The following is a 14625-nucleotide window of genomic DNA, read 5'->3' on the forward strand; positions in this document are numbered from 1 at the left end:
TCAACGTGGTGATCATCACCGTGCTGGATTCGGCGACTCACGCCTTCCGCGTGGGTGACACGTTGCCGGCGTCCGGAGACGCCGGCAACGCGGTGTCGTCAGTTGGGGTGGGTCAGGCGGGTGGTGATGCGCAGGCCCACGAGGGTGTCGTTCATCCACGGCACCCGTTCGTGGTGCAGCCCGGCGGTCATCTGGTCCGCCCAGACCTCGTACCGCTGCATCAGCGCGTTGGCGCGGGACCGCGCGCTGGTGATCAGACAGTCTCCGAGGGGGTCACCGGGCAGGTTGGACGAGTCCACAGCAGGCTCGCAGGGCACCTTGAGGCTGACCTGGTCGCGCAGCGGCCGGCTGGGGTCGAGCGGGCACGGCGCGGGCCCGCACAGGGTGTAGTTCCCGCTCGCTCTGGCATACGCATTGCCGATCTTGGCGTCCGTCGGCATGTTCACCGGAAGCTGGTACTGCCCGAACAGGTTCGCGGACAACACGTCGTCGGAGTCGAGGGCGTTGGGCAGACCCAACCGGGTGTACGCCTGCAACAGCCGCGCCGCAGTGTTCACCTTCTTCAGGGCGGTGGGGATCGACCCGCTGAGCTGCGTGCTCTGGTCCCGGACCCGGTCGTACATCAGCTTCTGCCGGGCCTGGAGGAAACCACGCAGGGTCGGCGTCAGCGTGGTGTCCAGCGCCGTGTTGTTGGTGGCCGTCGCGGCGCTCGCGAAGGCGTACCGGCCGGCCGGCCACTTCTGGGTCAGGCCCTGCTCTGGGGTGGTTTCGCTGTCACAGTTGAACAGCTCGCAGTCGATCTGGTAGACCTGCTCGTCCGGCCAGGTGTAGTCGGCGGTCCGGGAGTTCTGCCAGGCCGCTGTCGAGTTCAGCCGGAACCGGCTGTGGATCTGCAAACGGAGCTTGCCGTAGTAGCGGACCACCCCGGTGCCGTAGCCCGTCGTGCGGGTGTGGACCCAGCTCGGCGCGTAGCAGTAGCCGACCTCGGGCAACTCACGTACGCCGGCGGGCGGCTCGTCGAGGCGTGGCGTGTACGCGTACTGGAGTGCCCGCACCACGTTCGACATCAGGTCGTAGCGGACGTTGCCGGGTCGGTCGATCTGCCTGCTGCCGGCACAGGACGGCACCGTCGCCTCGTCGGGCTTCGTCGGCGCCGGGGCGAGCGGCTTGTCGGTGTCCCAGAACAGGTCGTAGTTCTTGGGCGTCCTCACCTGTACGCCGTTGGCGTCCGGCTCGTAGCGGACCTGGATCTCGTTGGTCCGCACCGCAGCGAGCGCTGTCGACAGCTCGTTGGTGGCGCCGACGTACTCGTCGACCAACCCGGTGATCAGGCCATTGGCGTTGCCGTTGGCCGGCCGACCGAAGCTGGCCGCGAGGTCGGCGACGCGGGTGCCCTCCGCCTCGATCTGCGCCGCGCGTCCGGTGCTGACCTGGGCGGCGTACGTCGGGTTCTGCAGCATCAACATCGCGTACGCCTGCGCGCCGAGGTTCCACACGGTCGGGTTGCCGACCGGTGTCGACGGTTCGACCATCGACGGGTCCCGCCCGCTGGCGACCCGGGCCAGGTAGTTGATCGACCGGGCCTCGCCGAAGCTGTTCAGCACGGTGGTCGGGTCGATCGCCGGGTTGTCGGCGTCGGTCCTGGGCACCACGAAGGCGGCGCCGCTGGCCAGCTGCGTCGCGGCCAGGTGGAACTCGTTCTCCGGGCCGACGAACTCGTTGTACGTCGGGATGGGTTGGCCGAAGTTCTCCAGGTAGCCGAGGTACTTGTTGATGTCGGCGCGGGCGTCGTGCAGGGTGGCGTCGCCGATCGCGGCCAGGACGGTGGCGGCGATGTCCTCCAGGCGCAGGCCGAGCTGGGCGACCTGCTGCTGGACGAGGGTGATCTGCGCGGTGTTGCCGGCGATCGCCGCGTTCAGCTTGTCGAACTGCGCCATCATGTTCGCGTACACCGTGTTGATCTGGGCCTCGACCCGCGCGAAGCTGGCGCGCATCTCGTCGCCGAGCGCCCGTACCTCGTCGCGCAACGCTTTGACCTGGGCGAGGATCTGCGCGTCAAGCGACGGGGCGCTGCTGCCGAAGAGCCCGACGACCGACATCACCGCACCGAAGATGTTCCCGGTCATCGCCAGCGTCGCGGTGCTGAAGATCGAGCCCGCCAGGCCGCGCCCGGTGATCGCCGCCGCGTACTTGGAGATCGCGCTGATCGTGGTGAGTACCGCCTCGCCGATCACCTTGGACTTCTTGCCGGCGTCGGGGTCGGCGAACCCGATGAGGGTGGAGACCATGCCCACCCCGGCCTTGACGTCGGAGATCGTCTGCTGCCGGTCCTTGTCCCGGTCCTCCGCGGCCTTCTTCGCCGCCGCGGTGCACGCGGCGCTCGGCGGCCCTTCGGGCGGGCACTTCTGGTTGTTCTCGCCGATTTCAAGACGGATCTCCAGGCTGAGGCCGAGCAGTTGCGCGTGCAGGGCGGCCAACTGCTGCTTGGCCGCCGCGACGAACGCCGCCGAGTCGCCCTGCAACGCCAGGATCGCGGCGAGGTCCACGTGGGACAGCCCGGGGTCCTGGCTGAGGTCCTGGTAACCGCTGGTGATGTCGACCCCGAACGGTTCGCCCAGGACGGCGTTCCAGGCGGTGGCGACAGGTGCGCTGGCTGCCGCCGCCTGTCGGATCGCGGACCAGACCGTGGCGAGAGCGTCGTCACGGCCGCGCAGCCACTGGGCGGTCCGCAGCGCTCCGGATGCGAGTTCCTCACGGGTGTCCCACGCCTCGACCGTCTTCCCGATGACGGCCCCGACCAGGCCGGTGATCTCCGGCGAGGTCCGGGTGTCGCCGCCGGGCGCACCGAGCAGGATGTCGACGGACTTGAGCAGCAGGTCCTGCTCGGGCAGGAGCCGGTCGAACGCGGTCAGCGAGCTGTCGAGCAGCTGCTTGCGGGTGGTGAGCTGGGTCTGTGCCTGCTCGGCTGTGACGTTCGGGTGCAGCCGGTGCCACTGGACGAATTCGGCCGACAGCACTGCCGCCGTGATCCGATCGGCACCCTGGAGGTGGGTCTCGGCAACCTGGCCGAAGGCCCGATCGGTGAGGGCGGTCTGCGGGATGGGGACGGGGACGGGATCGGCCGACGCGGGTTCGCCGAAGAGCGCGCTCGCCGCGGTGACCGCGATCATCGCCAGCACGGCGGTCCCGCGCCTGGTGCGCGTGGAACGTGTGGGTGTCATGCCGCGAACGTATTGAGCGGCCTGAAAGGGTGCTGAAACCGCGCTGATTCGCTCGGGGGCGCCGCTCAGCCGGCGTCGGGTGCCGTGCTCGGCGCGTCCAGGGCCGGTGCCACGACGGCGAACGCCCGGTCGGTCAGCTCGGTCAGGCGCTGCTCGTCGTCGCCCGGCTGCCACTGCTGGAGCACCGTGTCGAGGGCCAGTAGGGCCATTCCGGCCGCCATCCGCGGGTAGGTGTCGGTGTGCGGGTCGAGGCCGCAGCGGCTGGCCAGCTCGGTGGCCAGCTCGGTACGCCACTGGATCTGGCGTTCCAGCCAGCGGGCGTGCAGGGCCGGGGTGTCCAGGATGAGACGGACGACGACGCGGGCCCGCTCGGAGTGTTCCGGGTGGTCGTTGCAGGCGGCCAGCGGCACCCAGAGGGCGTGGCGCAGCGCGACCGACGGTGGTTCGGCGGGTGGCCGGGCGGCGAGTTCGGTGATGACGTCCGCGCTCATGTCGGCCAGGAACCGGACGACGACGTCCTCCTTGGACGCGAAGTAGCGGAAGAAGGTACGCCTCGACATGCCGGCCGCCGCCACGATGTCGTCGACGGTCACCACGTCGAAGCCCTTGGTGGCGAGCAGCATCAGGGCGGCGTCGCGCAGTTCGTCGGCAACGAGCTGGCGTTTGCGTTCGGCCAGGCTGCTGTCCGCGCGGGATCTCATTGGCCGATGCTACGCCATGCGGTGCTACCTCCTGCCAACGTTGACACCTGACGTATTCCTTGACACTCAGTGCCACCAGTTGCACAGTGGGTCGCATGACTGTCAATGGCTGGTCCACCGAACAGATCCCCGACCTGAGGGGTCGCACCTTCGTCGTCACCGGTGCCACGGCGGGCCTCGGCCTGGCCACCACCCGGGCGCTCGCCAGCCGTGGCGCACGCGTCGTCATGGCCGTTCGCGACCAGGAGAAGGGTCGCCAGGTGGCGGCCGACATCGCCGCGGCCCGGCCCGGCATCGACCTGGAAGTCCGGCGGATCGACCTCGCCGACCTCGACTCGGTGCGGATGTTCGCCGACGGGATGCACACCGACCATCGCCGCGTGGACGTGCTGATCAACAACGCCGGGGTGATGGCACTGCCACGCACCCTCAGCCCGCAGGGGCACGAGATGCAGTTCGCCACCAACCACCTCGGGCACTTCGCCCTCACCGGGCTGCTGCTCGACCTCCTGCTGGCCGGCCGGGACCCGCGGGTGGTCACCGTCACCTCGGTCAACCATCGGCAGGCGAAGGTGCGGTTCGCCGACCCGACCGGCGAACGCGGCTACTCCCCGATGGGCTTCTACAACACGTCCAAGCTGGCCAACGCCATCTTCGGCTACCAGCTGCACCGGCGGCTCAGCGCCGCGGGCAGCCCGCTGCGCAGCTTCCTCGCCCACCCCGGCTACACCGCGACGAACCTGCAGAGCAGCGGCAGCACCCCGATCTGGCGGTTGCTGCTGGGCCGGATCGGCAACCCGCTCCTCGCCCAGCCGGTCGACAGTGGCGTCTGGCCGCAGCTGTTCGCCGCCACCGACCCCGGGGCGCAGCCGGGACAGCTCGTCGCGCCCGGCGGGCCCGCCGAGCTGCGCGGCCACCCCGCACCCGGGAAACTCTCCGCCACGGTGACCGACCCGGAGCACGGCCGCCGGCTGTGGGAACTGTCCGAACAGGCCACCGGCGTACGGTTCGCGTCGCTGCGGCCAGCGAGCTGATCGCAGGACCGTCCGGCAGCCGTCACATCCCACCGCGCTGGATCGTCCAGGTGGCGAACGACCACAACGGAGGAAGAATGTTCGCCGCCTATGTCACTGTCACCATTCTCGCGTCGGTCTTCACCGGCATCGCCGCCGTCACCTACCTGATCGGGCACGACTATCCGAAGGCCCAGGCGGACATGAAGCGCGTGCCGCGCTCGTGGCTGCCGTGGTTGGGCATGGCGCTGGCGGCCGGCTCGTTGGGGCTGCTGGCCGGCTTCGCCGTACCGCTGCTGGGCACGTTCGCCGCCGCCGGGCTGGTGCTGTACTTCGTCGGCGCGCTCATCGCGCACCTGCGCGTCGGCTCCCGGCAGCTAGTGGGGTGGGCCGTCTTCTTCATCACCGTGCTGGCCGCGCTGGCGGTGAATGTGCTCCATCACTGGTGATTCGCCAGCTCCGACGTCGACGTGGCCGACCGGTATTGCCGACTCATTGGTGCACATCTATAGTTGCGCGGATCACCACAATCATGGCCGTCGTGACGCGGCCGGGTCGTCGAAGCGCTTCGACGATTCGTCGTTCAGGCCCGACAGCCGGGTGTCGAGCCTGGTCACGCGGCCTCGGCGCCCGCATGGGCGTCTGTCGTACGACATGAGGAGAACCGCATGCGGAACTGGCGCCTTCGGCGCGGAATCACCGCGCTCGCGCTTGCCCTGCTGGCCCTACCGGCCGTTCCCGGCACCGCGCTCGCCGAGCCCACCTACCCGTTCCGAGATCCCGACCTGCCCGTGAGCGCCCGGGTCGACGACCTGCTCGGCCGTCTCACCCAGGACGAGAAGATCTCCTGGTTGCACCAGTACCAGCCGGCCGTTCCCCGGCTGGGCATCGGCCTGTTCAAGACCGGCACCGAGGCGCTGCACGGGGTGGCCTGGTCCACCGACATCGACAACGGCGGCGCGGTGGTCAAGGCTCGTGGCACCGCCTTCCCCCAGCCGGTGGGCATGGCGAGCACCTGGAACACCGACCTGATCCGGCAGGTCGGGTCAGCCGTCGGCGACGAGGCGCGCGGTTACCACGCGCAGAACCCCCGGGTCTGGGGGCTCAATCTCTGGGCGCCGGTGGTCAACCTGCTGCGCGACCCCCGCTGGGGCCGCAACGAGGAGGGCTACTCCGAGGATCCGTTGCTCACCGCCGCGATCTCCACCGCGTACGGCTCGGGAATGACCGGCGGTGACCCGAACCACCTGAAGAGCGCACCGACCCTCAAGCACTACCTGGCCTACAACAACGAGGTCCGGCGGGACGTAACCTCCTCGAACGTGCCACCTCGGGTGCTCAACGAGTACGACCGCGCCGCCTTCAAACCGGCCATCGCCGCCGACGCGGCGACCGGGATGATGGCCGCCTACAACCTGGTCAACGGACGTCCGGCGACGGTCGATCCGGACCTGGCCACCGTGGTTCGCGGCTGGACCGACCAGACCCTGATGAACGTCACGGACGCCTGGGCGCCGAACAACCTGGTGAACTCGCAGAAGTACTACAGCACCCAGGCCGAGGCGAACGCGGCGATCATCAAGGCTGGGCTCAGCAGCTTCATCACCGACGACACCAACGCCCAGCCGACAGTCACCGCGATCAAGCAGGCCCTCGCCGCCGGCCTGCTCACCGAGGCGGACATCGACGCCCGGATCCGGGACATCCTGACCATCCGGTTTCGGCTGGGTGAGTTCGACCCGGGCGGCGGCCGGTACGGCGGCATCACCCCGGAGGTCATCAACAGCCCGCAACACCAGCGACTGGCCCGGCAGGCCGCCGGCGAGGCGATGGTGCTGCTGAAGAACGAGCGGCAGGCGCTACCGCTGGATCCGGCCCGGACCCGCAAGGTGGCGGTGCTCGGCCCGCTGGGCGACACCCTCTACTCCGACTGGTACGGCGGCGACCTGCCGTACCAGGTGACGGCGCTGGACGGCATCCGTGAACGGTTGGGCGGCTCGGCCAGTGTGAGCGGGCTCGACGGCGCGGACCGGATCGCCCTGAAGGATGTGCGGACCGGCAAGTACGTCTCGGCGACCGGCACCACCGACGCCAACCCGGTTCTCGGGACCGGCGCGACCCCGGCGCTCGTCGCCCAGTTCGACGTGGTCGACTGGGGGCAGGACGTGGTGACGCTGCGCAACGCCGCCAACGGCCGCTACCTCGGTTACAACTGGGGGCCGTTCGTCACCCGCGACGAGCAGCCGAACGGCTGGTACGTCCAGCAGCAGTTCAAGTTGGAGCCGCAACCCGACGGAACGGTGGTGCTGCGCTACGTCGGCTACGAGACCAAGGAAAGCTGGTTCGGCGCCGACACGTACGTGACGATCGGCGACGACGGCGCCCTCAAGCTCGGCGCATCGACCCCGGCCGCCGCTACCCACTTCAGTCGCGAGGTGATCAGCAGCGGGATCCAGCGGGCGGTGGCGGCGGCCAAGGCGGCCGACACCGCTGTGCTGGTGGTCGGCAGCAACCCGTTCATCAACGGGCGGGAGGCGCACGACCGGACCTCCACGGCGCTGAGCGCCGGCCAGGAGGCGCTGGTCAAGGCCGTGGTCAGGGCCAACCCGCGGACCGTGCTGGTGCTCCAGACCAGCTACCCGGTCACCATCCGGTGGGAGCAGGAGCACGTACCGGCCATCGTCTGGACCACCCACGCGGGCGCGGAGACCGGTCATGCCGTCGCCGACGTCCTGTTCGGCGACCGCAACCCGTCCGGCCGGCTCACCCAGACCTGGTACCGCTCGGACTCGCAACTGCCGCCGGACCTGTTGGAGTACGACATCATCTCGTCCCGGCAGACCTATCTGTACAGCACCGCGAAGCCGCTCTACCCGTTCGGCCACGGGCTGTCGTACACCAGGTTCCGCTACGGACAGCTGCGTGCCGGTGCCCAGTCGGTGGCGGCCGACGGGACCATCACGGCCAGTGTCGACGTGACAAACGTCGGCAGCCGGGCCGGGACCGAGGTGGTTCAGCTCTACACCCACCAACGCACCTCGCGGGACACCACGCCGGTCCGTCAGCTCAAGGCGTTCCAGCAGGTGAGGCTCGCGCCCGGGCAGACCCGTACGGTGACCCTGCGCCTGCCCGCCGCGGACCTGGCGCACTGGGACGTCACCCGCAGCCGGTGGGTGGTCGAGTCGTCAGTGCACGACCTGATGGTCGGGGCGTCCGCCGAGGACATCCGGGCCCGCGCCGCGGTCCGGGTCCGCGGTGAGACGATCCCGGCGCGGGACCTGTCCCGCCCCACCAGGGCGGAGAACTTCGACCGGTACGCGGGGGTCCGGCTGGTCGACGAGACGAAACCCAGCGGTACGGCGGTCGGTGCCACCGCGGCCGGTCAGTGGATCTCCTTCGACGGTTCCGCGTTGCGCGCCGGCGCGCAGACCTTCAGCGCGAAGGTCGCCAAGGCCGGTGCGGGTGGCGGCACCATCCAGATCCGGTTGGGGTCGCCCACCGGCCGGCTGCTCGGCACAGCCACCGTGCCCAGCACCGGCGACGACTACCGGTACGTCAGCACCAGCACCGAGTTGGCCCGTGCCGTCGGCACCCGGGACGTGTACCTGGTGTTCGACTCCCCGCTGCGGCTGGCGGAGTTCTCCATCAGCTGACCGGCGTTCGGGGCCGGGTCGATCGTCGGCCCGGCCCGGCCCCGGGCGGCGGCCGTTGGCTCTCTTTCGTGGCCGTCGGCGTGGGCGGGGCGCGGTGCCGCCGTGCCTATGGAGCTGATGCCGCAAACGAATCAGGCGGGGGAGCCCGTGGCGGTGGTCGCGACGAACCGCGCGAGGGGACCGCGCGGAGGCAGTGTCGTGGCGGATCGCGCGGCGGTGATGTCGTAAACGATTCAGCTCCAAAGGAGCGCCGTGCCACCTGTGCCCCTGGCCGGCGGGCCTGGAGTCACAGTGAACGCTCGTGGCCGGTCAGCGCCCCGCTGCGGATTCGTCGGACGACGCACACCGGGGTACCCGAGCACCTGGGCTGATCTGCCCGATCCGGGCGCATTTAGGCATAGACGCCCCCCAATTGACGGTTGCATTGGTCAGACGTGTGACCTACGCTCCCACTAAGAATTTCGGGGCGGTTAACAAAGAGTGCGGTCGGGGCGACGAAAGTCCCCGCCGGCCTTGGTGGCGTCCCTGTTCCGTACTCGTCGCTCGACACCCACGTTGGGCACCCACACGTCGACGACCAGTGAGAGGAACAGACGTGAAGTCAGCCAAATCCACCGCGCGAACGTCCTTGTTGGCGGTGGCGGCGCTTGTCGCCGCCACGCTGCCGGCCGTGCTGACACACCAACTGCCGGCCTCGGCCGCAGTCCAGGCGACCTACTATGTGGCCCCGGACGGCAACGACGCCAACCCCGGCACGTTGCAGTCCCCGTTCAGGACGATCCAACGGGCCCGGGACGTCGTTCGCCCGATAAGCGCGAACATGACCGGCGACATCAACGTCTATCTCCGTGGCGGCACCTATCCGGTGAGCAGCACGATCGAATTCGGGGCGAGCGACTCCGGCACCAACGGATTCCGGGTCAGCTACGGGGCCTACTCCAACGAGAAGCCAGTCCTTGACGGCGGCGTCCAGGTGACCGGGTGGACCCAGCACAGCGGCAACATCTGGAAGGCGCCGCTCGACCGCGCCAACAAGCTGCGGACCCTCTACGTCAACGACAAGCGCGCTGTCATGGCGACGAAGACGGTCAACTCGGGTGGGTGCTTCGGGACGTACAACATCACCGCAGGCCAGGCCGCCTGGGCCTGGGAGTCGGGGTCACAGTGCGACGGCGCCAGGTACAACCAGAACGACTTCCCCGCCATCGCGCGCAACCAGGACGACATCGAGATCGAGACGGGCACGACCTGGACCACCGCCATCGTGGGCGTCCGGCAGGTGACCACCGACGGCGGGAGCCGGGTCGCTCTGTTCCAGCAGCCGGGCGCGGCCATCGCCCAGGGGGCCTTCAACGGCAACGCCCAGGTCGGCGGCACCCACAAACTCATGAACGCGTACGAGTTCCTGGACGCGCCCGGTGAGTTCTATTACGACAAGGGCGCGAAGACGGTCTACTACTACAAGGCCAGCGCCGAGAACATGTCGACCGCGACGGTCTACGCGCCGAACAACGTGACCACGGTGCTGCGGGTCGCCGGCACCTCGACGACCAGCCACGCCCGCAACATCACGTTCTCCGGTCTGACGGTCCGGCACTCGGACTGGAACCTGTTCAACGTCGCCGGATCGTCGTTCAAGCAGGCGCAGCAGGGCAACCTCGGCGCACAGGCGTACGCGAAGGGCAACTTCCACGTCTACCACTACCGCAACGTGGACGTCACCCCCGGCATCATTCAGATCCAGAACGCCGACGGCCTCGTGCTGCAACGCAACCGGATCGAGCACACCGGTGCCGACGGAATCAGCATGGTCAACGACGTGCAGGGCACCCAGTTGATCGGGAACGCCACCAACGACATCGCCGGGTCGGCCATCAACGTCGGCCATCCCCAGCACGTCTACATCGGAGACGGCACGTCGACCAACCGGGAGAAGTACCTTCCGCAGGTCGAGGGGCTGCCGAAGAACATCGACATCAAGAACAACTACCTCTACGACAGCGCGGTGCTGTTCAACGGGCACAGCCCGATCTCGGCGTACTTCGTCGACACCCTGACGATCCAGCGCAACCGGATCGAGAAGGCCCCATGGTCCGGCATCACGCTGGGCTGGGGCTGGTGGAACTTCGACGGATCGTCGGGCTCGATCGTGCCGAACCGACCGACCACGACCGCGCGGAACAACACCATCAGCTACAACCACATCATCGACACGGTGCAACGACTCAGCGACACGGCACCCATTTACACGCTCGGCAGCCAACCGGGGACCACCATCACCAACAACTATCTGCAGGGTGTTCCGTCCGGCCACAAGTACGGCCTGCACCCGGATGAGGGATCGGCGTTCATCACCTTCCGGGACAATGTCCTGAGTATCGACAAGAACGTCACCTGGATGATCAACTCGGACGACTTCGGGCGGAAGCACGATCTGAGCATCACGCAGATCTACGGGCCGATCAACAAGGTCTCGAACAAGAACCTGCCGAACAGCACGATCGGCGACATCATCGTCTCCTCGGATTATGTCTGGCCCGCTACGGCGTACGGAATCGCCGCGAATTCCGGCCTGGAGGACGCCTACCGGGACATCATTCCGGCGAGCAGTTTCTCCGCGCCGAACTATGTGCTGCCGGCCAGCACCTTCGTCACCAGTGCCACCGCGTCGATCCCGATTCGCAGCACCGGCGACGCCACCAAGTCGGTCTGGCTGGCTCCGTACGGCACCACCACCTTCACCGCCGGGGCGACGATGACCAGGGCGTCCGGCACCGCGACGTCCATCGCCGTGCCCAGCACCCAGGGGGAGTACCGGCTCTACGTCGTCGACGCACAGGGCAACCGGTCGGCCGAGTCGACATCGATCGTCCGGCAGCAGGGCGGTGGCAGCGGTACGGGCAACGGGCAGCTCGTGGGTGGCCAGTCCGGTCGCTGTGTCGAGGTGCCCAACTCCTCGACCACCAACGGCACCCAGACCCAACTGTGGGACTGCTCCACCGGTGCCAACCAGCGGTGGACCCAGACCGCCAGCAAGCAGTTGACCGTGTACGGCAACAAGTGCCTGGACGCCTCCGGGGCCGGCACTGCCAACGGCACCGCGGTCATCATCTGGGACTGCCACGGCGGCGCGAACCAGCAGTGGAACCTCAACGCCAACGGCACCGTCACGAACGCCCAGTCCGGGCTCTGCCTCGACGCCAATGGCGCCGCCACCGCCAACGGCACCAAGGTCATCCTCTGGTCCTGCAACGGCGGCACGAACCAGCAGTGGACGCTGCGTAGCTGACCGACCAGACCCCGGGGGCCAGGCCGGCACGGGCCTGGCCCCCGGCTGTTCGTGGCAGCCAGAGTTGTCGCAGGTCCGGCGCCCGGATCGGCGCCGCCGACGTCGCTAGCTGGCGGCCTCCGGCGTGGTCCCGGCCGGCTCGGCGGCCTCGTCGCCCTTGGCGGACTCCTGCTCGTCGGCCACCGTGACGCGCGCCGGCTCGGTCCAGGAGAACTCGATCTCGACGGACACCTCCGTGTCGCTCTCGCGTTCGATCTCCAGCTCGCAGCGGACCGTGTCCGCCACGGTCACCGCGCCGGCCGCGCCGTAGAAGAGCCGCCCGTCAGACTCCAGCTGGTTCGCCAGCTGGCGCAGCCAGGCGGCCAGGTCGGAGCGGGACACCGTACGGGAATCCTCGTAAATATCCATGCCGGCAATGCTCGCACTCCACAAAGGACAACCAGGGAAGGGCTTCGGCTCCACCCGGCAGTGCCGGCATGGTATGGATCTTGTCGGTGACGGTCGTCCGGATAATGCCGGCTCCGGAGGTGCTACCGGGCCGTGTGCGGGTAATGCTGGGGGATGACATCAACCTGGAAGCCCCACGAGAAGCACGGCATCCTGTCGGACAAGGACAAGCGTGAGCTGCCGGAGAGCGTCTTCGCGTTCCCCGGGAAACGCAAGGAGCCGATGACCGACGCGGGTCACGTCCGCAACGCCATCGCCCGGTTCGACCAGGTGCAGGGCGTCACCGACGCCGACCGCGACCTGGCCTTCCAGAACATCCTCGCCGCCGCCAAGCACTACGGCGTCGACGTCGCCGAGACGAACTGGCGTCAGCTGGGCAAACTACCGCACACCCCGAATCCCGCCCACTGAGGCAACCCCACCCGATATGGCACGGCACTACCACCGGATAGGTTCGCCTTCGGCGGGTAAGCGGCGCGAATGCCTGCGAATCAGGAGCCGGCAGCGCACTCCGACCCGGCATCGAGCGGGGCGTCCCGGACCGACCGGACAGTGGCCGGCCTGCGCGGCCGGCTGCGGCACGCACTACACGCCCGCGTCTGGCGCTTCCGCCTCTTCGGGCTGCTCGCCGTGCAGGCCGGCGTCGCGGCGTCGCTCGCCTGGTTCGTGGGAGCTCAGTTCCTCAACAACCCCTCCCCGGTCCTGGCGCCCACCACCGCGGTCGGCATCGTGGCCGCGTCGATGGGCACACGCCTGCGCCGCACCGTCGAGCTGCTGGTCGGGGTCGTCCTGGGCCTCGCCGTCGGTGACATCCTCATGCCGCTGTTCGGCATCGGAGCCTGGCAGACCGGTCTGGTCGTGGTGCTGGCGATCATCGTCGCCGTGCTGCTCAAGGGCGGCGGCTCGCTGCTCACCCAGGCCGGCGGCACCGCGGTCCTCATCGCCACCCTGGAACCGCCCGTGCGTGATCTGTCCATCCCCCGCTTCGTCGACGCCGCGGTCGGCGGGCTCGTCGGTTTGGCAGTCGGCCTGCTGTTGGTGCCCATCCACCCTCAGCGGACGGTGCGGCGGCTGACCGAACCGGTCCTCGACCCGACCATCGCCGCCCTGCACAGCCTGGCCACGGCGCTTCGTCGTCGAGACGTTGGCGACGCCGAGCAGAGTTTAACCAATCTGCGGATGCTCGGGTCACGGATGACTGCGCTGGACGAAGGGCTCGGGGCCGCCCAGGAGGTGGTGCGACTGGCGCCACTACGGTGGCGCCAACGCAGGTCCCTGGCCCACTACACCCGGTCCATCCAACATCTCGAGCGCAGCCTGTACGCCTGTCGGGCTGTCGCGAGGAGACTCACCAAAGCTCTGCGGGACGATGAGCCGATACCGGATGAGTTCGCGACGGCCATCGACCTGCTGGCCACCAGCGTGCAGACGCTGAGACGCACCATGGCCCCCGAGCATGCGGACCCACAGGAGGCGCGCCGGCAGATCATCACGGCTGTCGAGCTGGTCGGAGAGGCACAGGGCGAGGCCGCGCCGGATCCCACCCGCCCGCACACCCACCGGTTGGGCTATTCGGGATTGATCGCCGCGGGTGAGTTCCGCACCGCCGGCCAGGACCTGCTCATCGCCAGCGGGTTGGACATCGAGGAGGCGGGAGCGCTGGTGCGGCGGGCGTCGGGTCGCCACGAGTGGGACTGAGCCGGCTGCCCTGCGGCGGCCACCGCCGCCGGGTCAGGTCGCCTTGAGAGAGGCGAGGACGTCGAGGTAGTGCGGGTTCTTCATGACCCCCAGAACGTTGCCGAACGGGTCGACCACCGCCGCGGTGATGAACCCCTCGTCCCCGTGCGCAGTGATCGGCTGGTACTCCGAGGCACCCAACGCCAGCAGCCGCTCGACGGTCGCGTCGAGGTCGTCGACGCACCAGTGCATGATCACGCCGCCGGGTCCGGTCGCCGCGCCGGCTGGCGCGTACCTGCGGTCGATGATGCCCAATTCGGCCTGGTAGTCCCCGATGCGGAACTCGGTGTAGGCCGGACGCCCGTCAGGCCCCGGGCGCATGAAGTACGCCTCGACGCCGAGGAAGTCCGCGTACCAGGCGGTGGCCGCTGCCACGTCGTCCGCCCAGATGTTGAGTGTGGCAAAACCTCGCAGGCTCATCGGGTGTCCTCTCGTCGATGTCGTTGGTGGTGACGTTATCGACCATTGCGGAGGCTTCGCTTCCGCAATGAGCTCTGGGTCCCGACCGTGTCGGGCGGCGGGCCGCATCTTTCGGCGGTACCCGGGTAGACGGCGCCATTGCCA

10 protein-coding genes are annotated in these 14625 nt (G+C 68.9%); 6 read left to right on the forward strand and 4 right to left on the reverse strand.

From position 1 onward, the window contains the following. Positions 1-98: 98 nt before the first annotated feature. Both QSK15_RS06920 and QSK15_RS06925 read right to left on the reverse strand, forming a co-directional pair. On the reverse strand, positions 99-3221 hold the full coding sequence (locus tag QSK15_RS06920) for a hypothetical protein (RefSeq protein ID WP_285793408.1): 3123 nt from the start codon (positions 3219-3221) through the stop codon (positions 99-101). Between the two features lie 65 nt (positions 3222-3286). Further along, on the reverse strand, positions 3287-3922 hold the full coding sequence (locus QSK15_RS06925) for an acyl-CoA-like ligand-binding transcription factor (RefSeq protein ID WP_285793409.1): 636 nt from the start codon (positions 3920-3922) through the stop codon (positions 3287-3289). Between the two features lie 95 nt (positions 3923-4017). Between QSK15_RS06925 and QSK15_RS06930 the strand changes: the two genes are divergently transcribed. The 4 genes from QSK15_RS06930 (at position 4018) to QSK15_RS06945 (ending at position 11877) form a co-directional block, all read left to right on the forward strand. Further along, positions 4018-4956 (forward strand): oxidoreductase, encoded by a 939-nt coding sequence (locus QSK15_RS06930; protein ID WP_285793410.1) that lies wholly within the window; start codon positions 4018-4020, stop codon positions 4954-4956. Between the two features lie 77 nt (positions 4957-5033). Beyond that, the gene (locus QSK15_RS06935; RefSeq protein ID WP_285793411.1) at positions 5034-5384 is read left to right on the forward strand and encodes a DoxX family protein; all 351 of its coding nucleotides are present in this window, start codon (positions 5034-5036) and stop codon (positions 5382-5384) included. Between the two features lie 219 nt (positions 5385-5603). Then, positions 5604-8588 (forward strand): glycoside hydrolase family 3 protein, encoded by a 2985-nt coding sequence (locus QSK15_RS06940; RefSeq protein WP_285793412.1) that lies wholly within the window; start codon positions 5604-5606, stop codon positions 8586-8588. A gap of 595 nt (positions 8589-9183) precedes the next feature. Continuing rightward, entirely contained in the window at positions 9184-11877 is a 2694-nt protein-coding gene (locus QSK15_RS06945; protein ID WP_285793413.1) for an RICIN domain-containing protein, read from the forward strand. Between the two features lie 105 nt (positions 11878-11982). Here the strand turns inward: QSK15_RS06945 and QSK15_RS06950 are convergent, their stop codons facing one another. Beyond that, positions 11983-12285, reverse strand: a complete 303-nt coding sequence (locus tag QSK15_RS06950; protein ID WP_285793414.1) for an amphi-Trp domain-containing protein — start codon at positions 12283-12285, stop codon at positions 11983-11985. A gap of 153 nt (positions 12286-12438) precedes the next feature. On the opposite strand from QSK15_RS06950, the gene QSK15_RS06955 reads away from it, so the two are divergent. Further along, positions 12439-12735 carry a DUF6582 domain-containing protein gene (locus tag QSK15_RS06955; protein WP_285793415.1) on the forward strand — a complete coding sequence of 99 codons (297 nt, stop codon included), beginning with the start codon at positions 12439-12441 and terminating at the stop codon, positions 12733-12735. Between the two features lie 69 nt (positions 12736-12804). Then, positions 12805-14022, forward strand: a complete 1218-nt coding sequence (locus QSK15_RS06960) for an FUSC family protein (RefSeq protein WP_285793416.1) — start codon at positions 12805-12807, stop codon at positions 14020-14022. A 33-nt stretch (positions 14023-14055) separates the two neighbouring features. On the opposite strand, the gene QSK15_RS06965 is transcribed toward QSK15_RS06960, so the two are convergent. After that, the gene (locus QSK15_RS06965; protein WP_285793417.1) at positions 14056-14481 is read right to left on the reverse strand and encodes a VOC family protein; all 426 of its coding nucleotides are present in this window, start codon (positions 14479-14481) and stop codon (positions 14056-14058) included. Between the last annotated feature and the right edge of the window lie 144 nt (positions 14482-14625).

The sequence above is a fragment of the Micromonospora sp. NBRC 107095 genome, from assembly GCF_030269705.1.
GTDB classification, from domain to species: domain Bacteria; phylum Actinomycetota; class Actinomycetes; order Mycobacteriales; family Micromonosporaceae; genus Micromonospora; species Micromonospora parva.